The sequence below is a fragment of the Holdemania sp. 1001302B_160321_E10 genome, assembly GCF_015552275.1.
GTDB lineage: Bacteria > Bacillota_I > Bacilli_A > Erysipelotrichales > Erysipelotrichaceae > Holdemania.
Genome location: NZ_JADNEM010000014.1, coordinates 22,497 through 48,900, shown reverse-complemented (window position 1 = coordinate 48,900; position 26,404 = coordinate 22,497). Strand labels below are relative to the sequence as shown.

Below are 26,404 nucleotides of genomic sequence, written 5' to 3'. Positions count from 1 at the left end.
CAAATATTCTGACTTTTGAAATGTAACAAAAACATATTAAATGCGATTTTCATTATATAATAAGACCGTTGAAAGGAGGAAATATGAAGAAAGTATTGTTAAGCGCATTAGCTTTAGTAGCGTTATGCGTATTGTGTACACCAGTGAGTGCTGAAGAAACAGACCCAGAAGGTTGCTCTGTTGAACATCCAGAATTGTGCATTGAACCAGCGGGTTGCACAGCACCAGATTGCATGTTTGGTTAATCTATAGATTAACTGAATTGCATAAAATCAACAACAATGTTTATTATGGCGAAGTAATGGGGGCTTCATTCTACGGGAAAACGAGTGAACGAAACAAGGTAGAAGAACTAAGTTGCAGAAACATAATAAACCGGACCGCTACAGTGAGAATAAAAACATAATCGATATTTATTTGATGTCTTGCTTGTAGAAAAATGATAAAAATTGGTGAGTGATCGGTCTATTTATAGGTGCAAAACCGGTCGCAGGCAGTGATGGAGAATCTGATAGGGAGTCGGATTCTCCATCGTTTTTTTGTGTTTCGACAAAATTTTGAAGCGCGGACTGTTATATTGATCGGGGTGAGAAGATGATTAGAGGATATATGATCCGCGATGAGTTTATTTCTGTTATGAAAAACAGTACGTCGGTTCTTGGCTGGATGGAAAATCGTGATGAATATCAAGCTCAGCTTGACGCGATCCTGATCTCGCCGGATGTCATTTTTCAGCAGCTGAAGACACGCTTTCAATATCGTGATGATATGTTTCTGGTACCGGATAAAATAACTTATTATAACTCGCTGACACAGCGGACGAGCACGCTCGAAAAAGAACAATGGCATCTGGTTCTCTCAGATAAGGCGGAATACCCGTTTCTGTATGAATTGAAACAGCTGCGGGGGACATTGGTTCTGACGGAAATAGACTTGTAAAATAGATTGAAAAACGATACAATAAATACGATAATCACAGAGATAGGTGGTGTAATAATGGGAAACGCATTCTTGAGTTCAATCGGATTTCTGATTTTGGGACTGGTTATCGGTGGTGGATTAGGTTTCTTCTTCACGCGCCGTTATTTTGAAAAGCAGTTGAAGGAACATCCTCCAGTCAATGAGAAGATGATTCGCGCCATGTTCCTGCAGATGGGACGGAAGCCGTCCGAAGCTCAGATCCGGGCTATCATGAAGTCCATGGGACAGTAACTCAACATTGGGAAGAAGGAAATAAAAAGCTGATAAGCAGGGGACAGGATCGCCGGACTTATCAGTTTTTTTATTTGACTCAGGTGACGGGAACATGACTAAACTGTAAGGCTGCAAGCAGGATCTGCGTGGTATAATGCGGACAGGTGATAAAGATGAAATGGATAAAGCGTTTCGTGCTTGTTCTGCTCACGCTGCTTGTGATCGGCGGGGGATGGCTGACGGCTTCAGGCTATCAGCGATATAAAGAAGCGATCGCCGAAATGCCGCTGGCGGATAAGATCGAAGAAGTGAAACAACGCGAAGATTATATGCCGCTGGATCAGATCAGTCCGGATTTTGTGAATGCGGTCGTCGCGGTGGAGGATCGGCGGTTTTATACCCGACAGGGAATTGATGTAATTTCTCTGGGCCGGGCATTGCTGACAAATCTGATCTCCGGCGAGCTCAAGGAAGGCGGCAGCACGATTCCTCAGCAGCTGGCGAAAAACCTGTATTTTACGCACAAACCGTCCTTGACGCGGAAAATCGCAGAAGTGTTTTTTCTCTATGATCTGGAAGCGGCCTACTCCAAAGATGAGATTCTTTCTTTTTATGTCAACGTCATCTATTACGGCGACGGGCATTACGGCGTTGCTCAGGCCAGCCGCGGATATTTCAACAAGGAACCTTCCGAGCTGACGTTGGCGGAAGCGACCTTACTGGCAGGATTACCGCAGTCACCAAGTCGCTATCAGCTCAGTTCCGGCAAAGATCTGGCGCTGCATCGTCAGCAGCAGGTTTTGGAAGCGATGCAGGCGGTCGGCTTGATCGACGCGGCGCAAAGTCAGGCTGCTTTGGAATGGTCATCCAACTATTTGGGTATGTGATTGAATAATTTATTACACCTTTCTTAAATTGACATGAAGCATTCCTTAATCCTCTATCTATTTAAAGCCGGGATCGGCATAATCAAGATAGTAGGAGGTTCTGTCTATGAAAAGGTCAATTTTGCCTTTCTTGTTTTTTTGCGTATTTCTGTTGAGCGCAGGATGCGGCAGCCAGCCTGAAAACGCGGCGACGGCCTCGGAGTATTCCGTAAAATCACAGGCCGAAATCAGCGTCAGCAACGATGGATTTCCAATTTCGATCAGCAATCTGCTGGATCGGTTTAAGAGCTATGATTTTTATGAAACGTTAAATCTGGAAACGATCAGCGCCGAGCAGATCGGCTCGCTCGCGGAGTCAGATGCGACTTTATATATTATTGAAGGATCCGCAGAGGCCCGTGAAGAAAAAGTGCTGGACACCCATTATCATATCTATTATTACGATCAGCTGATGATCATTTATAATGGTGCGAACGATGTGATTCTCCAGGCGTTGAATGAACAGCTCAACGGCGAATGACAGGCATTGAATCGACGATAAAATAAAAACTCGCTTTCAGATGAAAACGAGCTTTTTTCAGATTGATCGTCAGTTACATCCAGGAGATTTTCTTTTCCTCATGGTTGCGGATCCGTTCGATATTGGCCTTGTGGCGGTAAGTGACGAACGCCCAGAGAATCCAGCTGGAAGCGGTGATCATGAGATTGGACTGGGTCAGCGTCGTGATCAGCGCCGCGCTGGCGATGCCGATGATGGAGGACAGCGATACCATCTTCCAGATCTTCAAGGTGATCATGAAGATCACAAACGGAATCACAAACATCTGGATCGGTTCATGGGTGACGAACAGGCCGGTGGCCAACAGATAGCCAAACGTTGTCGCGACCGCCTTGCCGCCCTTGAAATTGGCGAAGATCGGGAAGCAATGCCCTGCGCAGCAGCACATGCCGGCGTAGACCGCAGCCTCCGGAACAAACAAGATGCACAGGCCGACAACGAAGAAGGCTTTCAAACCATCCAGCACAATCACGGTGACGCCGGCCTTTTTTCCCAGCACGCGGCCGGCGTTGGTGCCGCCCAGATTGCCGGAGCCAAAATTACGAACGTCGGTTTTATAGAAGACTTTGCCGATGACTAACGCCCAGGGGATCGATCCGAAAAGATAACCCAGGACCATCGCAAAAAGAATTTTAATCATTTCCTCTTCACTCCTTCGCCCCTATTTTATCATAAAAACCGAGCGCGTAAACTTTTATTTTAAGCCGTTTTTGTGTATAATCTAATCTACGGCGGATTGGAATGAAGGCGGCGGGGAAAGGCTAAACTCAGGAAAATCAAGCTGAAACGGAAAGGAGAAAGAGTAGGATTTTTTCTTCTCTAATCGTAATAAAAGATGGCAAAAACACAGAAATATGATGAGAATTCAATTCAGATCCTGGAAGGATTGGAAGCGGTCAGAAAACGTCCGGGGATGTATATCGGATCGACAGATTCGCGCGGCCTGCATCATCTGGTCTGGGAAACGGTCGACAATGCGATTGACGAAGCGCTCAACGGCTTCGGCAAGAAAATAACGATCACGCTGGAAAAGTGCGGCGCGGTCTGCGTTGAGGATGAGGGTCGCGGGATGCCGATCGGCATGCATGCCAGCGGTGTTCCGACGATTCAGGTTATTTTTACCGTCCTGCATGCGGGCGGCAAGTTTTCCTCCGAAGGAGGGTATAAGACCTCCGGCGGTCTGCACGGCGTCGGCGCCTCGGTCGTCAACGCTTTAAGTGAATGGGTTGAGGTGACGGTCTGTCAGGAAGGACAGATGGTTTCCATGCGTTTTGAGGATGGCGGCAAGAAGATCGGCAAGCTCGAAAAGCTTGGCAAAAGCACCAAAACCGGCAGTAAGATCCGGTTCATGCCGGACAAGCGGATCTTCTCGACGATCGAATTCAATGCCGGCTTGATCTGCGAGCGGGCACGGGAAAACGCGTTCTTATTGAAGAATATCACGATGGTCGTGAAGGACGAACGTTCCGGCAAGACGGAAACGTTCCATTACGAAGACGGCTTAAAGGCTTTTCTGGAGTATCTGCATGAGGATCGGACGGTGCTGCATGATCCGGTTGTGTTTACCGGAATGGCGAATGACATCGAGGTACAGTGCGCGTTCCAGTATACGGATGATTATCAGGAAAGCATGGTTTCCTTTGTCAACCTTGTCCGCACCAAGGATGGGGGCACGCATGAAATGGGTTTCCGATCGGCGTTCACCAAGGCGTTTAACGATTATGCGCGGAAGCTCGGTTTGTTAAAAGAGAAAGATAAAAACTTTGAAGGCAGCGACGTGCGCGAAGGTCTGACCTCGATCGTGTCGGTGTCGATTCCGGAAAATCTGCTTCAGTTTGAAGGTCAGACCAAAGGCAAGCTGGGGACCGCGGAAGCGAAGAGTGCGGTCGAGAGCCTTGTCGGCGATAAGCTGAGCTTCTATCTGGAAGAAAACAAAGAGCTTTCGACGATGCTGATCAAGAAGATGCAGAAGGCGTCGCAGGCCCGGGAAGCGGCGCGGAAAGCGCGTGAAGAAGCGCGGAAGGGCAAGAAGGCCGGCAAAAGTGAAAAGGTGCTTTCCGGCAAGCTGGCGCCGGCTCAGTCCAAGGATGCGACCCGCAAAGAATTATTCTTAGTGGAAGGCGATTCCGCCGGTGGTTCCGCCAAGCAGGGCCGCGATTCCAAGTACCAGGCGATTCTGCCGCTGCGCGGTAAGGTGCTGAATACGGAAAAGGCGGGACTGGCAGAGATTGAAAAGAACGAAGAATTGAATACGATCGTCCATGCCCTGGGCGCGGGGATCGGTTCCGGCTTCGATTACTCCGACAGCAATTACAACAAAATCATCATCATGACCGATGCCGATACCGACGGCGCGCACATTCAGGTGCTGCTCTTGACGTTCTTTTACCGCTACATGCGGCAGTTGATCGAGCATGGCATGGTTTACATCGCCCTGCCGCCGTTATATAAGGTGACCAAGGGCAAGCAGCTGCGCTACGCCTACACTGATGAGGAGCTGGACGAGGTGAAGCAGCAGTGGGGCAAGGTCGAGATTCAGCGCTACAAAGGTTTGGGCGAAATGAACGCGTCCCAGCTGTGGGAAACGACAATGGACCCTGAAACCCGGACGCTGATTCAGGTTTCGATTGAAGACGCGGTGCAGGCGGAGCGCAATGTTTCCATTTTGATGGGCGACAAGGCCAATCTGCGCCGTACCTGGATTGAGCAGCACGTCGCGTTTACGTTGGAAGATACGTTTAAGGTGGAACAGAAATGAAGAAGAAAGAAAATACAGCGCCGGTCAAAGAACCCAGCCTGGTGATTTCTCCGTTAGAGGACATCATGGGCGAGCGGTTTGGCCGCTATTCCAAATATATTATTCAGGAACGCGCGCTGCCGGATGCCCGCGATGGGCTGAAGCCGGTTCAGCGGCGGATTCTGTACGCGATGTATCATGATGGCAACACGTTTGATCATCAGCACCGCAAATCGGCGAAAACCGTCGGTCTGGTCATCGGTAATTACCATCCTCACGGCGACAGCTCGGTTTACGACGCGATGGTGCGGATGTCGCAGGATTGGAAGATCCGCATGCCTTTGATCGATATGCATGGCAACAATGGTTCGATCGACGACGACCCGGCGGCGGCGATGCGATATACCGAAGCACGGCTGGCGAAAATCGCCGGAACGATGCTGGAGGATATCGACAAGGACACGGTCCTGTTCGCGCCGAACTTCGACGATACGGAGAATGAACCGACCGTCCTGCCGGCCCGCTTTCCGGTTCTGCTGGTCAACGGAGCGACGGGAATCGCGGCGGGTTACGCGACCAACATCCCGCCGCACAATCTGAGCGAAGTGATCGACGCGGCGATCTACCGGATGCAGCGGCCGAAGTGTTCGCTGGAGGAACTGATGGAAATCCTGCCGGGACCGGACTTTCCGACCGGCGGTATCGTCATGGGCAAAAAAGGGATTGTCGATGCCTTCACCACCGGCAAGGGCCGGATTGTCATCCGCGCCCGCACGGAGATCGTCACGGGCAAGACATGCAATCAGATTATTATCCGGGAAATTCCCTATGAAGTCGTCAAATCGTCGATGGTCCGCAAAATGGACGATATCCGGCTTTCCCGCGAAATTGAAGGGATTATGGATATCCGCGACGAAACGGACCGGACTGGTCTGCGGATTGTCATCGACGTCAAAAAGGATGCCGATCCCAATGTAATCCTGAATTATTTCTATAAAAACACAGATTTACAGATCTATTACAGCTACAACATGGTGTCGATCGTCAACAAGCGTCCGGTTCAGATGGGCTTGATCGGGATGTTGGACGCCTTCATCGCGCACCGTGAGGAGGTCGTGCTGCGCCGCAGCCGTTACCTTTATAATAAGATGGAGGAACGCTGCCACATCTTAGAGGGCTTGATGAAAGCCGTGTCGATCATGGACGAGGTGATCGCCGTCATCCGGCAGTCGAAGGATAAGGGCGACGCCAAGCGCAATCTGACGGAATCGTTTGGTTTCAGTGAAACCCAGGCCGAAGCGATCGTCACCCTGCGGCTGTATCGTTTGACGTCGACCGATATCGTGGCGCTGCGGGAGGAATTTGCGCAGTTAGTCAACGAGATGGAAATGCTGAAAACGATTTTGGAAAGTGAGACTGTCTTAAAGAGCGTTCTGATCAAGGAACTGCGCGAGATCAAAAAGGAATATGCCGACCCGCGCCGCAGCGAGATTCAGGCGGAGGTTGAGGAAATCGTCATTGATAAGACCGCGATGATTCCTAACGAACGCGTCATGATCACCGCATCCCGCGATGGGTATGTCAAACGGGTATCGCTGCGTTCCTACGGGGCCAGCGACAACGCGATGACCGGCTTGAAGGAAGGCGACGTGCTCGTTGGACAGCTGGAAGTCGATACGCTTGACACGCTGTTGTTGTTCACAAGCAAGGGTAACTACGCGTATCTGCCGGTGTATCAGATCGACGAAGCGAAGTGGAAGGACGTCGGCTCGCATATGAATAAATATGTCAGCATTGACGGCGACGATAAAATCATCAATGCGATTGTCGTCAAAAACTTCTCCAGCTACGCCTGGATTGTGACCGTCAGCCGGCGCGGACAGGTCAAGAAAACGCCGATCAGTCAGTGGCAGGTGCAGCGCAACAACAAGATGATGACCGCGATGAATCTCAAGAAAGACGATGAGATGATGCGGGCGTTCGTCGTGTATGCGCACGAGGATCTGATCATGATCAGCCGCAGCGGCTGGATCAGCCGGTATTCCTCGGATCTGGTACCGGCCAACGGCACCAAGTCGCAGGGCGTCAAGGCGCTGAATCTGGCGAAGGACGACACGCTGGCGGCGGCCTGCAGCTACAGCGACGAACGTCAGAGCCTGTGGGTATTGTCGGATAAGGGCAATATGAAACGGATCAAGATGAGCGACATCAACGTCACCGGGCGTCCGGTCAAAGGCGAAATCGTTGTGAAGCGGCTGAAGACCAACCCTTATCATATCGCCTACTGCCAATGCGTGCAGCCGTATGACAGTCTGATGCTGATGGATCCGCAGCTGCAGATTCTTCAGGCGAAAGACGTGCCGATGATGAGCCGGGAAGCCACCTTCTCCACACCGCTGGAACTGAAAAAGGACTGGGGTCTGATTAAGGGGATTGAGGAAGTGCGGATTGTCGATCATCCGGTCGGCGAGGACGAAATTCCGTTTGAAGACTATGATGAAGAATCGGAAGCGGATGAAAAAGTCCATTCCGATATTGAAATGATGAGTTTGTTTGAAGAAGAATAAGGAAGGCCCGGCGTAAGCCGGGCTTTTCTTTTACGGGGCAGAAGCTTGTGGCTGGCAGTAAACGCCGGCAGACTTGAACAAACGTTCGTCGTCAAAGGATGATGAAATCAATTTCTTTCGTTTCATTTTTGCCAATCTATATCGTTTACTCTTTTCGGCTTGCAGTGTCGTGTTTTGATTTGAGCCTTTTTATTATAAATTCTTGTTTGTTTTTCAGCCTTGTTCCCAATGAATAATAACGGATTAACTCAGGAAGGAAAGAAAAAGGTTGAAATTCCATCAGGAATGCCTATACTAAAGGTGTAAGGTGTTGCTGAAAGGCGGCACCCGTCATGAGCTACCTTTTACGGTGGCGGCGGACAGATGAGCGCTGACTTTTCTTGGTCGATGGTGCAGCGCTTTTCTTTTTGGCCTCTATAATTTTTAAGCGGCATTCAATCACCTTGATCGAACATTCGATCAAGGGCAAACCAACTTTCAAAACTACATTGACAAAAAGTTCCAGGAAATGTTCCATAGAATTGCCCTCCTTGAATGACAGACGACAAAAATCTGTCGGTTTGAATCGAATTGAAAAGGTCAAAAGTCGATTCTGTCCGGACGGGCATCCGCGGTTCAACAAAACCCAACACTATTAATATTGCGGAAAAGTAAAAATAACCCCCTAAGAAAATGATGAAAAATATGTTCACAAAGTAAAAAAAGAGCGCTGAAGATACTTTTCGGAAATAAGCTGCGATGGGGATTCTATTATTCTGCATATAGGATGATTATGCAGGAAGAATCGATTGGAAAACTGGTAATTGTTCAGGCTGATGATATAATAAACCTGAAAAAGGAGATCATTCATGCGAAAAGTATTGATTTTAGGCGGCAGTTATTTTATCGGCAGACGGATTACAGAACAGTGTTTGGAAGATGGCTGGGAAGTTTCGTTATTAAACCGCGACAGTAAGCCGTGGACAGGGAGACCGGTAACGCAGCTGACCTGTGATCGGGAAGACGCGGCAGCGATGAAACAAACGTTAAAAGGCAGAACTTTCGACGCGGTGATTGACGTGTCGGGATTAAACCAGAAGCAGATTGAGATCTGCTGCGAAAGTCTGGATTGCTCCGTTAAACACTGGATTTTCATCAGTTCCAGTGCGGTTTATGACGTAGACCGGTGTGCGCTGCCGATTTTAGAAACGCAACCGTTAGGGGAAAATCCATACTGGGGACAATATGGTACCGATAAAATCGCGGCGGAAAGCGCGCTGACGGCATTTTGCCAAAAGCAAAACATCGCGCTGTCGATTTTGCGGCCGCCTTATATGTATGGGGAATATAATTATGTGCAGCGGGAAAGCTTCATTTTTGATCACCTGATGCGGAATCAGCCGATTTTGATCCCGGCGGCGGATAACCGCATTCAGTTCTGCTACACCGGCGATTTAGCCAAGATCGTCACGACTCTGTTAAGGTGTCCGGGTCAGGGGATTGAGATTTACAATGTCGGCGATCAACAGGGCGTGAGCTTCAGCGAATGGATTCAACAATGTGCTGACGTCTGCGGCGCGCAGGCGAAGATCATTCCGGTTCATGATGCAAACTGGAACGCCAGAGATTACTTCCCGTTCCGCGATTATGACAATGTACTGGATGTGACGAAGATTCATCAAATTGTGCCGGAAGATACCTCGTTTGAAACCGGCTTGACGCGGGCTTACCGCTGGTTTTGCGAACATCGCGGCGAGATTGTGTTTAAGCCCAAGCTGGCGGCCAATGAAAAACAGATTCTAAGCGAAATGGGAATACAGGAATAAACAGAGCGTCCGGCACAAGCCGGACGTTTTTATGAATTCGCTTGACAGAATGAGATTACAACTGTAATATATAGATGTATTACAGTTGTAATCTGAATGGAGGGACGTTGATGAACGCCGAAAAAATCACCGATGCCGAATTAGAGGTTCTTAAAGTTCTGTGGCTGCGGGAACCCTTGACCGCGAATCAGATTGTCGAGGAGGTTTCCAAACAAAAGGACTGGAATGCCAAGACGATTCGTACGTTAATCCATCGCTGCGAGGAAAAACAGGCGGTGACGGCCGACCGCAGCGCGCGTGAAATTTTATACAGCCCGGCGATCAGCCGCCGGGATTATACGCGACAGACACAGAAAAGTCTGGCCGATAAGCTGTTCAACGGTTCGATGAGCCGGATGATGCTGAACTTCATGGAAGAAGTTCAGCTGAGTGACGATGAGCTGGAAGAATTGAAGGAAATGATCCGCGATGCTGAAAAATAGTCTGCGGCAGCTTCTGGAAGTCTCATTAATGATCAGTCCGCTGATTATCTTGATCTTCCTGCTGAGAAAAAAGAGTCTGCGCAGGCTTGGACCAACCGCCCGGCTGTTGTTGTGGGTTCCGCTGTTGATCCAGCTGGCAATTCCCGTTCAGCTGACGTCAAAGCACAGCCCGTATCAGAAATTGACGACAATCCCGTTGGCAGATTCATTCACGGAAACGGTAGAACAAATTGAAACTACGCCGATAATCATCCATCCAGCCCAAGCTGCGCTCTCAATGCCGCCGGACAAGCCGATACCGCAAAATTGGACCTGGGGCGAGGGACTGGTGATGCTCTGGGTATTGGGAATGGTCGTCATGACGACTGTCAATGGGATCGCCCGTGTGAAATTGAAAAAACGGTTATGTCTGCAGCCTTGTTCTCCCGCGCTGGGTGAAGAAGCAGTGCGTCAGATGCGGATTAATCGCTGCCTGCAGATTCCTGTCCGGCAGAGCGCGAGCCTTCACAGCTGCGCGATTTATGGCAACTTGATGCCGCAGCTGGTCTTGGGCGCAGATTTTAAAGAACGAACAGAAGCGCAGCGGAGAGTGATGCTCGATCATGAATGCCTGCATGTGAAATACGGACATCCATGGTTTCTGGGGTTCATTCTGCTGCTGGAGATTGTATATTGGTTTAATCCATTAGTGCGCCTGATGATGAATCAGCTGCGGCTGGATCTGGAATACTTCATCGACGAAAAACTGCTGGAGGATAAACCGCAGGCAGACCGGATCGGTTACGCTCGCCTGTTGCTGGCGTTGAGCGCGGATCATGATGAGCGGGCGCTGCAGTGCCTCAATAGCAAGCGAACACAAAAGCGATTTAAAGAAAGGATGGGATGGATTGTGAATAAAAAACGAACGCCGTGGCTGCTTGCGGCCGGGATCGTCCTGATTTGCGCCGGGGTCAGCGTCGGCATGATGGTAAAACCGGATGCTCAGTCCGGCTGGAAAATGACGATGAAGCGGACGCTGATTCAAAACGAAGCAGCGCCGGTTGAATTGACGGACACCCATGAAATCAAGGTCTGGTGCGAAGGCTCGAAGAAAGCGCTGGAATCAATGGGCATGGAGGTGCCGGTCATCGTGCGGGTTAAGGAATGGGTTTCGCCGACTGGCGAAACGCTGACGCTGACCGATATGCAGCGGGGCGCAGAATCCCTGGCGCAGCTGGAATTCGGGGAAATCCCGGAATCCGTGACCTGCTTCATGCCAACAGATCGGATCTTTGTAAAACTGACTTCGGACCAGCTTCTTCAGCCGTATCCGGATGCGGACGGCGCTGACGCCGTAGCCCGGATTCAGGCGATTTCCCCGGTTGAAAACCCTGAAATCACCTGCCGCTGGGGCTGTTATGCTGATCATCAGGCGCTGGATATCACCGATCCGGATAACAAGCAGGCGCCGATTCTGGCAACGGCGGCGGGAACGGTGAACACGACCGGGTTTAATTCGATCGACGGTAATTACATCATTCTTGATCATGTCGACGGAATTCAGAGCTTTTACGGACATTTGGGCGAAATTCAGGTTGCGGAAGGGGACGCTGTCGCGCAGGGACAGACGATCGGCATCATGGGAATGACCGGACGGGCAACCGGACCACATGTACATTTCTATCTGATTCAGAATGAAACGGCGTTGGATCCGTCAAGTTTGTACCAGTAAAGAGGAAAATACATCGCTCTTCAAATCAAAACCCGGAAAATTTCCGGGTTCTTTTGTTGCTTGGAAAACGGTTTCACGGTATACTTCACCTAGAGGTAAGAGGAGGAATTTTATGAGTACCCTGGATTATCATATCCATACGATCGTCAGCACCGACGCGGACTACACACCGGAGGAAATCATCCGCATGGCGCAGGAAAACGGCGTGAAGACGCTGGCGATTACCGATCACAACAACGTTGGCAGCGTCGCCGAGGCGGCGCGCTTGGGTGAAGCGGCAGGCATCCGCGTCATTCCGGGCATTGAGATTGACTGCGAATTTGAAGGCGTGGGCTTCCACATGACGGCTTATGGAATTGATATCACCGATCCGCGTTATGATGAATTGTTCCATTATTATTACGATCAGTCTGTTGAAAACACCTGGAAAGCGAAGCATCAGTTCTGCGAAGCGATGGAACTGGATTTGCCGGACGAGCTGTTAAAGACCGTGGCCAAGGACAACATTCTTGTGCCCGAGGATATCGGCGCATACCTGTTAAGCCACAGGGAATACGACGGTTTACGCTGGCTGGATCCCTACCGCAAGGGCGGCAGCCGCAGCGATAATCCGAATGTGAACTTTTTCTGGGATTTCTTCTCCCAGGGCAAGCCGGGCTATACCGCAGGAAGCAAGAAGACGGCGGCGAAAATCATCGACCTGATTCACGCTACCGGCGGGGAAGCCGTCGTCGCCCATCCGGGCGCCAATTTCAAAGGCAAGGATGAAATTTTGGAACGATTATTAGACAGCGGCGTGCGGGGCATGGAGGTTTACAGCAGCTATCACAATGAGGAACAGACCCGCCGTTACCGGCAGATGGCGCTGGATCATGGGCTGTGGATGACCTGCGGCAGCGATTTCCACGGCCATCACAAACCGGCGATTCAGATCGGGCGCATCCCGTTTCTTATGGATGAAGCGGAAATTCACCGCTTTTAAGCCTGTTTTACAAATTTCTTCGTGATTTTTACAGTGTGCTTTGATATAATGATAAAGTCAATTTTGGAAGGTGGTTATTAACTATGGGACGTGCACATGAGGTCCGTGCGGCGGCGATGGCCAAAACAGCCGCAGCGAAGTCAAAATTATACTCCCGTTACGGCAAAGAACTGTTGATCGCAGCGAAAGCGGGCGTTCCGGATCCGGAGATGAATCTGGGCCTGAAACGGAAAATTGCCGAAGCGAAGGCGAATCAGGTACCTGCCGACGTCATTAAAAGAGCGATTGAAAAAGCGAAGGGCGGCACTGGCGAAAACTACGATTCCTGCCGTTACGAAGGTTTCGGCCCGGGCGCGGCGACAATCATTATCGACTGTCTGACCGACAACACCAACCGCAGCGTCAGCGCGGTTAAGACCTGCTTCAACAAGGCGCATTGCAAGATGGGTGTTGCGGGCTGCGTCTCGCACAGCTACGACAACGTCGGTCTGTTCAACTTCCCGTATGAAGATGAAGAAGGCATGCTGGATGCGCTGATCATGGCGGAAGTCAATGTCATCGACATTGAATGTGAAGACGGCACCATGACCGTGACGGTCGATCCGACGGATTTCCACAAAGCGAAGGAAGCGATCGACGCCCTGATTCCGGAGGTTGAATATGACGCCTGCGAAATCACGATGCTGCCGCAGGAATATGTCAAGCTGGAGAGTGAAGAAGACAAGGAATCCTGGAATCGTCTGTTGACGATGCTGGACGATTGCGACGACGTACAGAAGGTTTATCATAACGTCGAAGCTGAATAAGTAAAAAAAACGGTAAATTTTGAAGCCCGTCTGACGTGTTGGATCAAACTGGGGATGGCTTCGATTGTACCGTTTTTTTTTTGAAAACAGGAAGCTGCCAGCGGCTTAGAAAATCGTGCCGCCGCCGTCGGCGCGGATTGTCTGACCGGTGATATAGCCGGAGGCATCGCTGGCTAAGAAAACGAGAACCGGAGTTAAATCAGCATAGGCCGTGCCAATCCGACCGATAGCCGGAACCGTAAAGCCCAGGGTTTCTGGTTTACGCTGACCTTCCGGAAACGAATCAATGATCGCCTGCATTTTCGGAGTGATCGCCGTCGGACTGATGCAGTTGATGTTAATCCCATCTTTGCCCCACTCGCGGGCCGCAACTTTTGACAGACCGCGGATCGCTTCTTTGACCGAAGCGTACGCTGCGTAGCCTTCTGTACCGGTCAAGCCGGCCGGGGAAGCAAAGTTGATGATCTTGCCATGGGATTCTTTCAAATAAGGATAGCACAGCTGCATCAGCCGCCATGTCGCCAGATAGCCGCTTTTGAATACCGTCATCAGATCGGCTTCCGTCTGCTGCAAAAATGGAATGCCCGGTTTTGCGTCTACCGCGTTGTTGATCAGAATATCGATTCGTCCAAAGCGGTCGGCGGTTTGCTTGACCAGATTTTCAAGCTGTGCCCGATCGGTAATGTCACAGACGACAGCCAGAACCTCCGCGCCTTTCTTACGGCAGATTTCAGCTGTTTCCTCAAGCTTGGACTGGGTTCTTGCGCAGATCGCCAAATTTGCGCCTTCTTCCGCGAAGCGAATGGCCGTTTCCCGTCCGATTCCTCCGCTGCAGCCGGTGATCAAAGCCACTTTCTCTTTTAAGACATTCATGAAGATTCCTCCTTTACTATAATCGTAAATCGTGATGATGAAAGAAACAATGAAAATGTTAAATAGTTAAATAAATTCACAAAGTTGTTTGAAAAAAAGCCTGAAAATAATTGCGAATTCACAGAACGATACCCGCAAAGATCGATTTTTGATATAATGGAAAGCGAGGAAAGGAATGAATTATGAAACGAATACTGACTTACGGAACCTATGATCTTCTGCATTGGGGACATATCCGTTTATTAAAGCGCGCGAAACAGCTGGGAGATTATCTGATCGTCGGACTGTCGACCGACGAGTTCAACGCGATCAAAGGAAAAAAAGCTTATCACAGCTATGAAGAACGTAAGATGATGCTGGAGGCGATCCGCTATGTCGATCTGGTGATTCCGGAAAACGAATGGGGACAGAAGGCAAAGGATATCCAGGAATATCACGCTGACGTGTTTGTTATGGGCGATGATTGGGAAGGGAAGTTCGACGAGCTGAAAGCATATTGCGAGGTTGTTTATCTGCCGCGCACCGAAGGAATCTCTACGACTAAGATCAAGGAGGATCTTGAAAAGCTGAAATAAGTTGAAATAAAAAAAGGCAGGAAGATTTATTGGTTTTTCCTCGAACTTGGGTAAAGATAAAAAGAATAGGTAGCACAAAGCCTGAAATCTTGCTTTGTACAGCCTCCTTTTTTGTATAGAAATTCTAAGCCTACCCTAAATTTAGTAAGAACCGGTTTATTGCTTTAATCCACTGTAAAAAAAGAGTGTATTTTTCTTATGTCCAAGCATTATAAACAGATAATCAGTATCTCTATATTCGAATGGAGACACGGACTTTTCTCTCTGTTGAAGATCAAGGATTGCTTTCTTGATAAGGGGAGGCTGTATTTATCACTTATAGCTTGAAAACTTATGTTCGCCGTTTTATGAATTTTATGCCCGGGAAGGATCAACCGATATGATTAAAATTTGCATTAGCCGCAGTCAAGCGGGACCCGGATCTATAAAAAATTCTTTAACAATAAAGTGTTGGCCCTGTTTTGTAATTGCATAGGACGGTATATCAATTTCGACGAAGATTGCGATAAAAAAAGTAGTGAAATGAGTGATCAGAAAGCGGCATTGAACGATTCTTACTCAGTTTTGATCGGCATCGAATTTCTGACGGCAAAAAGCTGGCGGCAGTAAGCTTAAAAATAGGTCTACTGTTGCCAGCTTTTTTTATGGTAATTTAATGAGGATGATGTCATGATCCTTATTTTACAGGATGATCGGTCCGCCGATTTCTTTTTTTAACAATGCGATCCGGGCGGATTCCGCCATCATTGAGGCGTACAGCTGTGTCGAACGGTATTCCAGCCGGCGGTAAGGCTCGGGAACGGCCGCAAAACGGGAGGCGATGCGAACTTCCTGTTGACGCAGCTGTTTTAAATACTGTCTTCCGGTTTCGTTGAACGCCAGCGGACGCAGCGTATCCAGCGGCGGCAGGCTGCGGACCTCATCCCAATGAATCTGGCACAGCAGCTGCAGACAGGTGCGCTGAATCCGCGATCGGGTATAGCGTCGGTTCACGGCCGCAGCGATGAAGCTGTCCCAATTCGGCGAAATTTCTGCACAATGAGCCAGATGAACTTCAATCCCTTCGGAAAACAGGAAGTACGTTTGCAGCACGTGAACCGGCATCGTGATCAACATCGTTCTTAAATAAGGATAGAACTGCGCCAGACAGACCCGGGGACCGGTCTTCAGCGCGGAAGCCATCGGCGTCTGTTCATCGCAGAAGCATTCCTGTTCAGCGGCCAGCCGGATTGCCTTGGCGCTGGCCACCGGACCCTGCAGCGCTGTTTCATGATAGCCGACGGTACGCTGGATCGTATAGGGCGTGATCGGGCTGTCCTGCAGCTGCTTCAGATAGGCCACGCCCAGGATATCGTTGGGCAGCATCTCCCTGGCCCATAAACCATATGCCTTGGGAAAGGCCAGTCCGGCGGCCAACGACTCCTTCAGATGATCCGGATTGATCGGCATCGACGCGATTTCCTTCAGCTCCTGCAGGTTGTTGCTTTCCGAGCCGAAGACCAGGGAAGAAACCTGCGCCAGTTTTAATAATGTCACCGCGCCTTCGGCAAAATGCGAAGCGCTTTGCGTGACCCAGGGGTAGGGCAGCTCGATGATCAAATCGCAGCCCTGCGCCAGCGCCGCCGCCGCCCGTTTCCATTTGTCCAGAATTGCCGGCTCCCCGCGCTGGACGAAATTCCCCGACATCACCGCGATCAGCACGTCGCAGCCGGTGATCGCACGGGCTTGTTCTATATGATAAAGATGACCGTTATGAAACGGATTGTATTCCACGATAATGCCGCAAGCTTTCATAGACAACCTCCAGAACTTTCCAACCCTTCCTTATGGGAAGGCAGACAGCGGTGTTTTGCACTGTCGCCCCTTATGATATCATAAACATTCGTGAAATGCTCACAAACCGGAGAAACGCTATGCTATAATAAACTAGGAATCCGAGGTGAAACAAAAATAATGGATGAAAAACAAAAAATAGCGACAACGATATACCGCCCTGATGGGCAGCCGCGGGCAATCTTCCAGATTTCGCACGGGATGGCGGAACACCGGCTGCGGTATGCGGAATTCGCACAGAATCTGGCTAAACTGGGCTTTGTGGTGGTGACCAGCGATCACCGCGGTCATGGCGGATCCGCTGCCAGTCCTGAGGAGCTGGGTTATTTCAACAAGCATAAGGGTTGGCAGAAATGCGTCAACGATCTGTATGAGCTGATGATTCAGGTGAAGCAGGAATATCCGGATGTGCCGGTAATCCTGTTCGGTCACAGCATGGGTTCGATCATGGCCCGCAGCTTTGTCAAACGCTACGACGCGCTGCTGAACGGACTGATCCTGTGCGGCGCGCCGAATTACAACCCGGCCGCCTCGGCCGGCCGGGTTATGGCCAAGACGATCATGGCGCTCAAGGGTGATCATTACCGCAGCAAGCTGCTCGATCAGCTGGTGCAGGGCTCCTTCAACAAGCAGATCCCCAATCCGCGCACGCCGTTAGACTGGCTGAGCAAGAACCCGGACAATGTCGACGCGTACATCGCCGATCCGCTGTGCGGATTCCGGTTTACCGCTTCGGCGTTTGACGATATGTTTTACGGGATTCAGGATATGCACGATCTGATGCGCTGGAATCTCAAGAACCCGAAGCTGCCGATTCTGTTTATCGCCGGCGGGGATGATCCGGTGACCGGCGGCCGCAAGGGACTGGAAAGCTCAGCGGCAACGCTGCGGGAAGCCGGCTATGATGACATCGAAATGCGGGTGTTCAAGAGTCTGCGTCATGAGCTGCTCAACGAAAAAGAAAAGGATCAGGTCGTTGCGGAGATCCTTGACTGGTCAGCCCGCAAGATCCCCGGCTGCGCCGATCTGCGGCAGGGAGAACAAGTCGGTCAGTAAGCTGTAAATTTCTGCTTTCATTTCCGCTGTCCAACGTTTTCCAACCTGCGAAAAACCCCGGTGTTAAGCTTTAAAAGTTATCATTGACTTTAGCTGGGTTTTTACATATAATAAAGGCTGTTAACGAAATAGGGTGAACTGCGCGTGAAATGGTCTAAAACTGAACTGATCAATCAAGGGAATCAAGAACTCACAATTAACGAGGCTGTGACGTTTGATCCGGAAAGTTTGGCGAGTGACCGCCTGCGGGATTTGAAAAACGTGACGGTGACCGGCAGCGGACATTACGATCCGTCGCGGCAGCGTTTCGAGGCAGATCTCAAGGTCACGGGTGATATGGTGGTTCCCTGCGCGGTGTCGTTGGAAGACGTCATCGTGCCGTTTGAGACTTCTTCTCACGAAGTGTTCTCTTTCCTTCCGTGCGAGGAAGATGAGGTTCATGTTCTGAAGAAGGATGTACTTGAACTCTACCCGGTCGTCTTTCAGCTGATCCTGGCCGAAGTCCCGCTCAAGGTTGTTAAAAGCGGAATTTCCTATCCCAAGGGAGAAGGCTGGGAAGTCATCAGGGAAGAAGATTACAACCGGCAGAAGAAACAAGAAATTGACCCTCGTTTAGCGAAACTGAAAGAATTCAAGTTTGATGATTAGGAGGTGCTGACACATGGCTGTACAACAGAGAAGAAATTCGAAGACAAGAAAGGCAAAACGCAGAACGCATTTCAAGCTGACGGCTCCGACGCTGGTTAAATGCCCGGCTTGCGGAGAATACAAGCTGCCGCATCGCGTTTGCTCCTGCGGTTCCTACAACGGCAAATAAAACAAAAAGAAGATATCGGAAAAGGTTTCCGGTGTCTTTTTTTATTCTTGTAGATAAGTTGAAAATAATTCAATTAAATTAAGAAACAGGACTTGATTTATTCTGACACATTTCGACAAAAAGCCTGTGTTTAAGCCAAATGGTAAAAATTGGTTAACAAATTATGACGACTTAATGACGTTTTATTAAAATAAATTCTTGGCATTTGCGGGGACGGTGTTATAATTGTGGTATGAAGTGGCATAAAGTGGTAGATTGTGGGTGATTGATCATGTTCATGGGCGAATATCGGCACAACATTGACGCCAAGGGCAGAATGATCATTCCTGCCCGCTTTCGCGATGAGCTTGGCAATCGCTTCGTTGTTACCCGCGGTTTGGACGGCTGTCTGCGCACCTATACAATGGCGCAGTGGGACGCCGTGTTCGAGCAGCTGAAACGGCTGCCTTCCACCAAGCGGGAAACCCGGATGTACATTCACATGCTGACGTCGAAAGCGTCGGAATGCGAACTGGACAGCCAGGGACGAATTCTGCTTCCCGCCGCTTTGATCACCGAGTCCGGAATTGAAAAAGAATGCGTCGTGGTCGGGGTTGCCGATCACGTGGAAATCTGGGCCAAGGAACGCTGGGACAACTACTATGACGAAGCCAGTGCTTCGTTTGAGGATGTTGCCGAACAGCTCACGGAGTTTCTTATATGACAAGACATTACAGTGTATTGCTTCAGGAGTCCATCGACGCCCTGAACTGCCAATCTGACGGTATTTATGTTGACGGCACATTAGGCCGCGGCGGCCACAGTCTGGAAATTGCCCGCCGCTTGCAGACCGGTCATCTTTACGCGTTCGACCTTGACGAACAGGCACTGGCGGAATCCGCACAGCGATTAGCCGAAGTCAGCGACCGCGTGACGCTGATCCGCGCCAATTTCGCGCAGATGCGTGAGGAATTGAACGCGCGGGGCGTGCTGAGTGTCGACGGTGTGGTCATGGATCTGGGCGTTTCCTCGCCGCAGTTTGACGACGGCGAACGGGGATTCAGCTACCGCTACGACGCCCGTCTGGATATGCGCATGGATCAGAGTCAGCCGCGCTCGGCCTGGAATCTGGTCAACGAACTTGATGAAAAAGAACTGAGCGCGCTGCTGTGGAAATACGGCGAGGAAAGCTATTCCCGTCCGATCGCCCGGCAGATCGTGCGGGCCCGTGCCCTGCATCCGATCGACACGACTTTCGAGTTGGTCGACGTGATCAAAAAGGCGCTGCCGGCGAAAGTGCTCAATAAGAAGGGACATCCGGCCAAGCAGACGTTTCAGGCTTTGCGGATCGCCGTCAACGGCGAACTGGAATCGCTGGAAACCGGCCTGCGGGCGGCGATGTCGTTAGTCAAACCGGGCGGCCGGATCGCCGTCATCACCTTTCATTCGCTGGAGGACAGGATCGTGAAGGAAACCTTCCGTCAGGCGTCCAGCGTTGAAAAAACCGACCCGCGGATTCCCTTGCTGCCAAGTCAGATCCGGCAGCCGGACTTCCGTCTGGTCAGCCGCAAGCCGATTTTGCCAGGCGAGGAGGAGCTTGCGGAAAACAATCGTTCACATTCCGCGAAATTACGCGTATTAGAAAGGATAGGGGATTAGAATCATGGCTAAGTTAGTGAAAAAGAAGAAGAAGCTAAGGTTAGAAGGATTGGCTGCAGTGCTGCTTTTTTTCGCCTCAGTTTGTTATGTTTCTTCTTCATTATTCTTAAGAACTTACAATAACTCATTGAGCGCGCGTCAGCAGAGCGTATCCCGCGACATCGCGGCACTGCAGACTGAGAACGACGCGTTAAAGATTGAAGTCCAGAGCTTGAGCACGCGCGACCGCGTCACCGGCATTGCGGCCGAGGACGGCATGACACAAAATCAGGGGAATATTGTGACAATCGCCAAAACTGGAGAGTAATTCTCATGCGGCAAAGCAATCGCATGATCCTGCTGATCCTGGCGACGATTCTGTTGATCAGCACTTTGGTCACGGCGAATGTTTTTTTAGTGGCCGTCGTGAAGGTCCACGCCCGCAGCGGAACGGATCTGACCGATTATGTTTCCGCCAGCAACGTGCACAGGACGGTTCAGCAGGCCCGAAGGGGATATATTTTAGACCGCAACGGAACGATCATCGCGCAGGACAACGTGACCTACAACATCATCGCTATTCTGGATAAGGACCGTCAGAGCCGCAAGGGTGAGATCGCTTATGTCGACGATCCGCTGGCCACGGCGCGTGCGCTGGCGCCGATTTTAGGTATGGAGGAATCGACGCTTTACGGCTATCTGACCAAGAGCGCCAAACAGGTGGAGCTTGGCAGCAAAGGGCGCAATCTGCCGCGGGAAACCAAGGAAGCGATCGAAGCGCTGGATCTCAACGGGATCGAATTTGTGCAGACGACAAAGCGGTCCTATCCGTTAGGCACGTTTGCTTCCTATCTGATCGGCTTCGCGCAGGCGGACGACGACGGGGAAGTCAGCGGCCGGATGGGCATCGAACAATATATGAATGCCGCGCTGAGCGGTGAGGATGGCTATAAACGCTATCAGGCAGACAAAAACGGCAACATTCTGCCGGGCATGAAGATGGAAGAAAAGAGCGCCGTCAATGGCAACGACGTGATTTTAACGCTGGATCAGGGGATTCAGGAAGCGTTGGAAACGGCGTTCATGCAGACGCAGGCCGAGTTTAACCCGGAAAAGGTATGGGGTTCGGTCATGGAAGTCGAAACCGGCAAGATCCTGGCATGGGGCCAGTCGCCGTCGTTTGATCCGAACACGATGAATATTGATGATTACGTCAATTATGTATCGCAGATGCCTTACGAACCGGGCTCGACGATGAAGGTTTTCACGTATGCCGCGGCGATCGACAGCGGAGCGTATGACGGCAGCGTACTGGTGGACAGCTCGAAGTTTTGTTACGCGGCGGCCAACCGGAAGCCGTACCGCGTTTCCCAAGGTGATTCCCGCAAGATCGGCTGCATCGGCAATGCGTCGGGCAAAAGCTGGGGCATGATCCCTTACGATCTGGGCTTAGTCTATTCGTCCAACGTCGTGACTGCGAGCATCATTACGAATTTAATTGAACCGTCGGTCTATGAGGAGTATCTCGACCGTTTCGGTTTTTTCAAGCTGGTCGATACCGACGGCATTGCGGGAAGCACCGGCGTGAAGAATTTTACCTGGCCGGCGGACAAGCTGGCGCTGACCTACGGGCAGGGCTCGACCGTCACGATGCTGCAGATGATCCAGGCCTATTCCGCAATTTTCAACGACGGCACGATGGTCAAGCCGTACGTCATCGATCAGGTGCGTTCCTCTTATGACGATCAGAATGTGTTGTATCAGGGCCAGACGCAGGTTGTCGGCAATCCGATCAGCGTCGAAACCTCCAAGCAGGTCCAGCAGCTGATGTACGACACAGCCAACCGCGAGGACGGCACCGCCCGGTTCTATCAGATTCCGGAAACGACGATCATCGCCAAGACCGGAACCACCCAGCTGGCAGCGGTCGGCGGGGGCGGCTACAGCACGGGCAAGACGATCGTTTCGCTGATGGCGGCGATGCCGGCGGAGGATCCGAAGGTCTTGGTGTATTATGCGTTCCAGGCCGATTATGATAAGAACGCGCACGTCAAATCCGACGCGATCAAATCGGTGCTGCGCAAGGTCGCGATGACCTACAATTTTGCCGGGCAGCAGGATGTCAGCGAGCCGGGTGCGCCGTCGGCGGAAATCGTACCGATTCATGAATCCACGATGCCCTCGCTGATCAATCACACGTTAACCTACGCGCAGAACAAGCTGGCCGACAGCGAATGCGATGTGATCGTCTTGGGCGGAGGCGAGGAGATCATCGATCAGTTCCCGCAGGCCGGCGAGATGGTGGTGACGCGCCAGAAGGTTTTCCTGCTGACGGACACCTATCAGATCACGATGCCCGACATGAACGGCTGGACGCGCAAGGAGGTCAGCGGCTTCTGGAAGGCCAGCGGTCTGCCGGTCAAGATCGAAGGCTACGGCAAGGTCGTTTCCCAGAATATTCCGCCGGGGACGCTGGTCAACAAGCAGACGGCAATCGAGGTCGTGCTGCAGGAATAGACGTTTCATCCTTTGCAAACAAAGAAAGATCCGCATGAGCGCGGGTCTTTTTTCATAGGATGAAACAGAGGTGATCGGATGCTGAGCACGCGGATAAAAAAACGCATCAACAAAATCGTGATCGGCGGCACGGTCATTTTTGCCTTGATCATCGGCAAGCTGGCTTACGTTCAGATTCTGGATCGGGAAACGCTGTTTTCCAAAGCGCAGGATTTATGGGAGCGGGATTTCCCAGTGTCCGGGCTGCGCGGGAATGTTCTGGACATCAACGGCGAAGTGCTGGCGACGGATATTCCTTCGACGTCGGTCATGGTTGTTCCGGCTCAGATCACCGATCCCGACAGCACCGCCCAGCAGCTGGCGGACATTCTGGAAACGGAAAAAGAGAACATCTACAAGCAGATCACCCGCAAGGTTTCGACCCAGCGGATCGTCCCTTACGGCCGGCTGATTTCCAACGAACAGGCCAAGGCGATCGACCATCTGGATCTGACCGGCGTGTATCTGGTGCAGGACTCGCTGCGCTATTATCCCAACGGCGCCTACCTGGCGCAGGTGCTCGGCTTTACCGGCGTGGACAATCAGGGGCTGGCCGGACTGGAGCTGCAATATGAGGAAATTTTAAAAGCGAATAAGGGAAGTATGAAAATTCCATTCGACGCGAAGGGGCATCCGGTGAAAATCTATTCCGAGCGCTATGAAGCCCCGGGTCAGGGGATGGACGTCATGCTGACAATCGACACGCGGATTCAAAGTATTCTGGAGCGCGAGCTGAACAACGCAATGGAACGCTACAACCCGGATTCTGCCTGGGGGCTGGCGATGAACCCCAACACCGGCGAAATTCTGGCGATGGTGTCGAAGCCGGACTTTGATCCCAATCATTACCAGGACTACGACGAATCCGTCTACAACCGCAACCTGCCGGTCTGGATGAGCTATGAACCGGGTTCGACGTTTAAAACGGTGACGTTTTCCGCGGGGCTGGAGGAAGGACTGTTCGATATGGAACACGACGGTTATTACGACCGCGGTTATGAGATTGTCGAAGGTGCGCGCTTAAAGTCGTGGAAAGCCGGCGGTCATGGTCAGCAGACCTATATGCAATGCCTGCAGAATTCGTCCAATCCCTGCTTCGTGCACATCGCGCAGATGCTGGGCGGCGACAATCTGAGTAAATATCTTGACGCCTTCGGCTTCGGTCAGAAAACCGGCGTCGATCTGCCGGGCGAAGCCAAGGGCATCCTGTTCAATACCGACGACTGGGGGTTGCTGGAACAGTCAACGACGGGTTTCGGCCAGGGCATTTCCGTCACGGCGATTCAGCTGGTCACGGCCTTCTGCGCGATCGTCAACGGCGGGACGCTGTACCAGCCGTATATCACCAAGGCGATCCTGCATCCGACAACCAAGGATCCGATCGTCGAGGTGAAGCCCAACGCCGTACGCCAGGTCATCAGCGAGGACACCAGCTTCAAGATGCGCTACGCGCTGGAAAGCGTCGTGGCGTTAGGCGGAGCGAAGGGCGCGTATATCGACGGCTACAAGATCGGCGGCAAGACCGGCACGGCCCAGAAGGCGAAGGACGGCGCGTATATGAGCGGCGAATACATTCTGTCGACGATCGCCGCGGCTCCGATCGACGATCCGCAGATCGTCGTGTATATCGCGCTCGATGCGCCAAAGTCCAACATTCAGTACGGCGGCACCGTCGTTTCCCCGATCGTGCGCAATGTGCTGGAAGATGTGCTGACGCTCTATGAGGTCAGGCGAACCGACGATCAGATGGCGAAGATCAAGCTGTGGACCGATCCGGTGACCATCGAGGTCGGCGATTATATCGGCAAGGAATACAAAAAGGTGAAAAACGAAAATCTGAAGCTGGTCAAGATCGGCGAGGGCGACGTCGTCGTCGACCAGCTGCCAAGTCCGGGGGTGAAAATTGATGAACAAGGCACAGTCTGGCTCTACTGCCCGGCGGCGTCGGCTGAATGAGCTGCTGCGGGTGATTGGCATTGAAACGGAAGACACGACGGAGCTGACCGCACTCAGTGACCGGGCGCAGGAAATCGGCCGCGGTGGGTTGTTTGTCGCGCTGCGCGGCGACCGCGCGGACGGGCGGCAATGGGCTGACGCGGTGCGCTCGCGCGGGGGGTACGTGCTCAGCGATCAGCCGGGGGAACGGACGATCGTGCATCCCGATCCGCGTGCAGTCTATCCGCTGCTGCTGCAGGCATATTACGATTATCCGGCGCTGAAGCTGACGATGATCGGCGTGACCGGCACCAATGGCAAAAGCACGGTTACCCAGCTGCTTTACGACATGTTAAGCGGCGCCGGACGGCGCTGTTGTCTGATCGGCACCGGGCGGATTGTGATCGGCGATGAAATTCGCTTCAGTCCGAATACGACGCCCGATCCGCTGACGTTAACGCGCTTGCTGGACGAAGCGGTGAGACGGGGGATTGATACCGTGATCATGGAGGTCAGCTCCCAGGCGCTGGCGATGCACCGGGTCGACGGGCTGTTGTTCGATCTGGCGGTGCTGACAAATCTGAAACAGGATCATTTGGATTATCACAAGACATTAAAAGCGTATCAGCGGGCGAAATTCATGTTGTTTGAGAAATTGAAAGAGAAAGGGACGGCGATTTTGAATCAGGACGACCCGGTGACGCAGCGCTGGCTGAGTCAGCTGCACCGGCCGGTGTTTACCTATGGCCGGGACAGCGTCAATTTCCGGATTCATCCGGTCGCGGAAACGCTGGATTCGATCACGTTTGATCTCAACGGCCACCGCGTCGAAGCGCCGCTGGCCGGAATCTTTAATGAAGGGAATCTGGCAGCCGCACTGGCCTGCGGGTTCGCGCTGGATATCCCCTGGGCGGCGATGCTGGAGTTCGCGCGTCATGCGGCGTTGCCGGAAGGCCGGATGGAAATCGTATGCCAGCAGCCGGTGCTGGCTGTTGTGGACTACGCGCACACCGCCAGCGCGCTGGAAGCGATGCTGAAGCACTGGCGTAAGGTGGCGGATCAGCGGCATACCCGCTTAAGCGTCGTGTTTGGCTGCGGCGGGGACCGGGAGGCGGATAAACGCCCGCTGATGGGCCGGATCGCCTGCACCTATGCCGATCAGGTTGTGTTATGCGACGACAATCCGCGCACCGAGGATCCAGATCGAATTCTGGCGCAGATTGCCGCGGGCTGCGACGGCTCTCAGAAAATCATCCGCGACCGGGCGGAAGCAATAAAATTTGTACTCGACGGCGCGCAAACTGATGATATAATAGTAGTCGCTGGAAAAGGCGGGGAGACTTCCCTGATTCAGAACACGGCAAAGACTTGCCCCAGCGACCGCACGTTGATCGAGCGGTACTTCGGGTAAG

Annotated in this window: 26 protein-coding genes; 22 read left to right on the top strand and 4 right to left on the bottom strand. The window is 51.7% G+C overall.

Going from position 1 to position 26,404, the window contains the following annotated elements; translation table 11 throughout:
• Positions 1 to 83 precede the first annotated feature (83 nt).
• The 5 genes from I2D94_RS10015 to I2D94_RS09995 all read left to right on the top strand — a co-directional run bounded on the left by I2D94_RS10015 (position 84) and on the right by I2D94_RS09995 (position 2,601).
• Positions 84 to 245: a hypothetical protein gene (locus I2D94_RS10015; protein ID WP_159432770.1), complete on the top strand. Its 162-nt coding sequence runs from the start codon at positions 84 to 86 to the stop codon at positions 243 to 245.
• A 349-nt stretch (positions 246 to 594) separates the two neighbouring features.
• Positions 595 to 939: a hypothetical protein gene (locus I2D94_RS10010; RefSeq protein WP_139248592.1), complete on the top strand. Its 345-nt coding sequence runs from the start codon at positions 595 to 597 to the stop codon at positions 937 to 939.
• A gap of 57 nt (positions 940 to 996) precedes the next feature.
• On the top strand, positions 997 to 1,212 hold the full coding sequence (locus I2D94_RS10005; protein ID WP_072684134.1) for a YneF family protein: 216 nt from the start codon (positions 997 to 999) through the stop codon (positions 1,210 to 1,212).
• A gap of 155 nt (positions 1,213 to 1,367) precedes the next feature.
• Positions 1,368 to 2,081, top strand: a complete 714-nt coding sequence (locus I2D94_RS10000) for a biosynthetic peptidoglycan transglycosylase (RefSeq protein ID WP_195396693.1) — start codon at positions 1,368 to 1,370, stop codon at positions 2,079 to 2,081.
• A gap of 106 nt (positions 2,082 to 2,187) precedes the next feature.
• Positions 2,188 to 2,601: a hypothetical protein gene (locus tag I2D94_RS09995; protein WP_195396691.1), complete on the top strand. Its 414-nt coding sequence runs from the start codon at positions 2,188 to 2,190 to the stop codon at positions 2,599 to 2,601.
• A 73-nt stretch (positions 2,602 to 2,674) separates the two neighbouring features.
• Here I2D94_RS09995 and plsY read toward each other — a convergent pair whose 3' ends face one another.
• Entirely contained in the window at positions 2,675 to 3,280 is a 606-nt protein-coding gene (gene plsY, locus I2D94_RS09990) for a glycerol-3-phosphate 1-O-acyltransferase PlsY (RefSeq protein ID WP_195396689.1), read from the bottom strand.
• A 195-nt stretch (positions 3,281 to 3,475) separates the two neighbouring features.
• On the opposite strand from plsY, the gene parE reads away from it, so the two are divergent.
• On the top strand, positions 3,476 to 5,398 hold the full coding sequence (gene parE / locus I2D94_RS09985) for a DNA topoisomerase IV subunit B (RefSeq protein WP_072684138.1): 1,923 nt from the start codon (positions 3,476 to 3,478) through the stop codon (positions 5,396 to 5,398).
• Entirely contained in the window at positions 5,395 to 7,944 is a 2,550-nt protein-coding gene (parC, locus tag I2D94_RS09980; RefSeq protein ID WP_072684139.1) for a DNA topoisomerase IV subunit A, read from the top strand. Before parE ends, parC begins: the two co-directional genes overlap by 4 nt.
• Positions 7,945 to 8,281: 337 nt before the next feature.
• Here parC and I2D94_RS09975 read toward each other — a convergent pair whose 3' ends face one another.
• Complete coding sequence (locus I2D94_RS09975) at positions 8,282 to 8,461, bottom strand: hypothetical protein (RefSeq protein WP_072684140.1); 180 nt, start codon at positions 8,459 to 8,461, stop codon at positions 8,282 to 8,284.
• 331 nt (positions 8,462 to 8,792) lie between these two features.
• On the opposite strand from I2D94_RS09975, the gene I2D94_RS09970 reads away from it, so the two are divergent.
• From I2D94_RS09970 to I2D94_RS09950, 5 genes are all read left to right on the top strand, one after another.
• The gene (locus tag I2D94_RS09970) at positions 8,793 to 9,749 is read left to right on the top strand and encodes an NAD-dependent epimerase/dehydratase family protein (RefSeq protein ID WP_195396687.1); all 957 of its coding nucleotides are present in this window, start codon (positions 8,793 to 8,795) and stop codon (positions 9,747 to 9,749) included.
• Positions 9,750 to 9,859: 110 nt separating this feature from the next.
• Positions 9,860 to 10,231 carry a BlaI/MecI/CopY family transcriptional regulator gene (locus I2D94_RS09965; RefSeq protein ID WP_072684142.1) on the top strand — a complete coding sequence of 124 codons (372 nt, stop codon included), beginning with the start codon at positions 9,860 to 9,862 and terminating at the stop codon, positions 10,229 to 10,231.
• Positions 10,218 to 11,942 carry a M56 family metallopeptidase gene (locus I2D94_RS09960; RefSeq protein WP_195396685.1) on the top strand — a complete coding sequence of 575 codons (1,725 nt, stop codon included), beginning with the start codon at positions 10,218 to 10,220 and terminating at the stop codon, positions 11,940 to 11,942. The genes I2D94_RS09965 and I2D94_RS09960 overlap by 14 nt, the downstream gene beginning before the upstream one ends.
• 112 nt (positions 11,943 to 12,054) lie before the next feature.
• The gene (locus I2D94_RS09955; protein ID WP_195396683.1) at positions 12,055 to 12,924 is read left to right on the top strand and encodes a PHP domain-containing protein; all 870 of its coding nucleotides are present in this window, start codon (positions 12,055 to 12,057) and stop codon (positions 12,922 to 12,924) included.
• A gap of 83 nt (positions 12,925 to 13,007) precedes the next feature.
• Positions 13,008 to 13,730: a YebC/PmpR family DNA-binding transcriptional regulator gene (locus tag I2D94_RS09950; protein WP_072684145.1), complete on the top strand. Its 723-nt coding sequence runs from the start codon at positions 13,008 to 13,010 to the stop codon at positions 13,728 to 13,730.
• A 105-nt stretch (positions 13,731 to 13,835) separates the two neighbouring features.
• Here the strand turns inward: I2D94_RS09950 and I2D94_RS09945 are convergent, their stop codons facing one another.
• Positions 13,836 to 14,603 (bottom strand): SDR family NAD(P)-dependent oxidoreductase, encoded by a 768-nt coding sequence (locus tag I2D94_RS09945; RefSeq protein ID WP_072684146.1) that lies wholly within the window; start codon positions 14,601 to 14,603, stop codon positions 13,836 to 13,838.
• 182 nt (positions 14,604 to 14,785) lie between these two features.
• On the opposite strand from I2D94_RS09945, the gene tagD reads away from it, so the two are divergent.
• Positions 14,786 to 15,178 (top strand): glycerol-3-phosphate cytidylyltransferase, encoded by a 393-nt coding sequence (tagD, locus tag I2D94_RS09940; RefSeq protein ID WP_020223869.1) that lies wholly within the window; start codon positions 14,786 to 14,788, stop codon positions 15,176 to 15,178.
• Between the two features lie 681 nt (positions 15,179 to 15,859).
• Here the strand turns inward: tagD and I2D94_RS09935 are convergent.
• A complete protein-coding gene (locus I2D94_RS09935) occupies positions 15,860 to 16,972 on the bottom strand; it encodes a nucleotidyltransferase family protein (protein ID WP_072684147.1) in 1,113 nt (370 codons plus the stop codon).
• A gap of 159 nt (positions 16,973 to 17,131) precedes the next feature.
• On the opposite strand from I2D94_RS09935, the gene I2D94_RS09930 reads away from it, so the two are divergent.
• The 9 genes from I2D94_RS09930 to I2D94_RS09890 all read left to right on the top strand — a co-directional run bounded on the left by I2D94_RS09930 (position 17,132) and on the right by I2D94_RS09890 (position 26,403).
• Positions 17,132 to 18,067 carry an alpha/beta hydrolase gene (locus I2D94_RS09930; RefSeq protein ID WP_072684148.1) on the top strand — a complete coding sequence of 312 codons (936 nt, stop codon included), beginning with the start codon at positions 17,132 to 17,134 and terminating at the stop codon, positions 18,065 to 18,067.
• 144 nt (positions 18,068 to 18,211) lie between these two features.
• On the top strand, positions 18,212 to 18,715 hold the full coding sequence (locus tag I2D94_RS09925) for a DUF177 domain-containing protein (protein ID WP_072684149.1): 504 nt from the start codon (positions 18,212 to 18,214) through the stop codon (positions 18,713 to 18,715).
• A 13-nt stretch (positions 18,716 to 18,728) separates the two neighbouring features.
• The gene (gene rpmF, locus I2D94_RS09920) at positions 18,729 to 18,884 is read left to right on the top strand and encodes a 50S ribosomal protein L32 (protein ID WP_006058885.1); all 156 of its coding nucleotides are present in this window, start codon (positions 18,729 to 18,731) and stop codon (positions 18,882 to 18,884) included.
• Positions 18,885 to 19,155: 271 nt separating this feature from the next.
• Positions 19,156 to 19,587, top strand: a complete 432-nt coding sequence (mraZ, locus tag I2D94_RS09915) for a division/cell wall cluster transcriptional repressor MraZ (protein ID WP_072684150.1) — start codon at positions 19,156 to 19,158, stop codon at positions 19,585 to 19,587.
• Complete coding sequence (rsmH, locus tag I2D94_RS09910; RefSeq protein ID WP_195396681.1) at positions 19,584 to 20,522, top strand: 16S rRNA (cytosine(1402)-N(4))-methyltransferase RsmH; 939 nt, start codon at positions 19,584 to 19,586, stop codon at positions 20,520 to 20,522. Before mraZ ends, rsmH begins: the two co-directional genes overlap by 4 nt.
• Before the next feature lie 4 nt (positions 20,523 to 20,526).
• Positions 20,527 to 20,829: a hypothetical protein gene (locus tag I2D94_RS09905; protein WP_006058889.1), complete on the top strand. Its 303-nt coding sequence runs from the start codon at positions 20,527 to 20,529 to the stop codon at positions 20,827 to 20,829.
• A 5-nt stretch (positions 20,830 to 20,834) separates the two neighbouring features.
• A complete protein-coding gene (locus I2D94_RS09900; RefSeq protein ID WP_195396679.1) occupies positions 20,835 to 23,018 on the top strand; it encodes a penicillin-binding protein in 2,184 nt (727 codons plus the stop codon).
• Between the two features lie 78 nt (positions 23,019 to 23,096).
• Positions 23,097 to 25,013: a penicillin-binding transpeptidase domain-containing protein gene (locus I2D94_RS09895; protein ID WP_195396677.1), complete on the top strand. Its 1,917-nt coding sequence runs from the start codon at positions 23,097 to 23,099 to the stop codon at positions 25,011 to 25,013.
• The gene (locus I2D94_RS09890; RefSeq protein WP_195396675.1) at positions 24,964 to 26,403 is read left to right on the top strand and encodes a UDP-N-acetylmuramoyl-L-alanyl-D-glutamate--2,6-diaminopimelate ligase; all 1,440 of its coding nucleotides are present in this window, start codon (positions 24,964 to 24,966) and stop codon (positions 26,401 to 26,403) included. Before I2D94_RS09895 ends, I2D94_RS09890 begins: the two co-directional genes overlap by 50 nt.
• Position 26,404 lies beyond the last annotated feature (1 nt).

What these genes read in the sequence shown, in the direction of transcription:
- parE (WP_072684138.1), top strand. Translation starts at nt 3,476, where the DNA reads ATGGCAAAAACACAGAAATATGATGAGAATTCAATTCAGATCCTGGAA.
- I2D94_RS09975 (WP_072684140.1), bottom strand. Translation starts at nt 8,461, where the DNA reads ATGGAACATTTCCTGGAACTTTTTGTCAATGTAGTTTTGAAAGTTGGT.
- I2D94_RS09935 (WP_072684147.1), bottom strand. Translation starts at nt 16,972, where the DNA reads ATGAAAGCTTGCGGCATTATCGTGGAATACAATCCGTTTCATAACGGT.
- I2D94_RS09965 (WP_072684142.1), top strand. Translation starts at nt 9,860, where the DNA reads ATGAACGCCGAAAAAATCACCGATGCCGAATTAGAGGTTCTTAAAGTT.
- I2D94_RS10010 (WP_139248592.1), top strand. Translation starts at nt 595, where the DNA reads ATGATTAGAGGATATATGATCCGCGATGAGTTTATTTCTGTTATGAAA.
- I2D94_RS09970 (WP_195396687.1), top strand. Translation starts at nt 8,793, where the DNA reads ATGCGAAAAGTATTGATTTTAGGCGGCAGTTATTTTATCGGCAGACGG.
- I2D94_RS09955 (WP_195396683.1), top strand. Translation starts at nt 12,055, where the DNA reads ATGAGTACCCTGGATTATCATATCCATACGATCGTCAGCACCGACGCG.
- tagD (WP_020223869.1), top strand. Translation starts at nt 14,786, where the DNA reads ATGAAACGAATACTGACTTACGGAACCTATGATCTTCTGCATTGGGGA.
- I2D94_RS10005 (WP_072684134.1), top strand. Translation starts at nt 997, where the DNA reads ATGGGAAACGCATTCTTGAGTTCAATCGGATTTCTGATTTTGGGACTG.
- I2D94_RS10000 (WP_195396693.1), top strand. Translation starts at nt 1,368, where the DNA reads ATGAAATGGATAAAGCGTTTCGTGCTTGTTCTGCTCACGCTGCTTGTG.
- I2D94_RS09930 (WP_072684148.1), top strand. Translation starts at nt 17,132, where the DNA reads ATGGATGAAAAACAAAAAATAGCGACAACGATATACCGCCCTGATGGG.
- I2D94_RS09905 (WP_006058889.1), top strand. Translation starts at nt 20,527, where the DNA reads ATGGCTAAGTTAGTGAAAAAGAAGAAGAAGCTAAGGTTAGAAGGATTG.
- plsY (WP_195396689.1), bottom strand. Translation starts at nt 3,280, where the DNA reads ATGATTAAAATTCTTTTTGCGATGGTCCTGGGTTATCTTTTCGGATCG.
- I2D94_RS09960 (WP_195396685.1), top strand. Translation starts at nt 10,218, where the DNA reads ATGCTGAAAAATAGTCTGCGGCAGCTTCTGGAAGTCTCATTAATGATC.
- parC (WP_072684139.1), top strand. Translation starts at nt 5,395, where the DNA reads ATGAAGAAGAAAGAAAATACAGCGCCGGTCAAAGAACCCAGCCTGGTG.
- rpmF (WP_006058885.1), top strand. Translation starts at nt 18,729, where the DNA reads ATGGCTGTACAACAGAGAAGAAATTCGAAGACAAGAAAGGCAAAACGC.
- I2D94_RS10015 (WP_159432770.1), top strand. Translation starts at nt 84, where the DNA reads ATGAAGAAAGTATTGTTAAGCGCATTAGCTTTAGTAGCGTTATGCGTA.
- I2D94_RS09895 (WP_195396677.1), top strand. Translation starts at nt 23,097, where the DNA reads ATGCTGAGCACGCGGATAAAAAAACGCATCAACAAAATCGTGATCGGC.
- I2D94_RS09950 (WP_072684145.1), top strand. Translation starts at nt 13,008, where the DNA reads ATGGGACGTGCACATGAGGTCCGTGCGGCGGCGATGGCCAAAACAGCC.
- I2D94_RS09900 (WP_195396679.1), top strand. Translation starts at nt 20,835, where the DNA reads ATGCGGCAAAGCAATCGCATGATCCTGCTGATCCTGGCGACGATTCTG.
- I2D94_RS09890 (WP_195396675.1), top strand. Translation starts at nt 24,964, where the DNA reads ATGAACAAGGCACAGTCTGGCTCTACTGCCCGGCGGCGTCGGCTGAAT.
- rsmH (WP_195396681.1), top strand. Translation starts at nt 19,584, where the DNA reads ATGACAAGACATTACAGTGTATTGCTTCAGGAGTCCATCGACGCCCTG.
- I2D94_RS09945 (WP_072684146.1), bottom strand. Translation starts at nt 14,603, where the DNA reads ATGAATGTCTTAAAAGAGAAAGTGGCTTTGATCACCGGCTGCAGCGGA.
- mraZ (WP_072684150.1), top strand. Translation starts at nt 19,156, where the DNA reads ATGTTCATGGGCGAATATCGGCACAACATTGACGCCAAGGGCAGAATG.
- I2D94_RS09995 (WP_195396691.1), top strand. Translation starts at nt 2,188, where the DNA reads ATGAAAAGGTCAATTTTGCCTTTCTTGTTTTTTTGCGTATTTCTGTTG.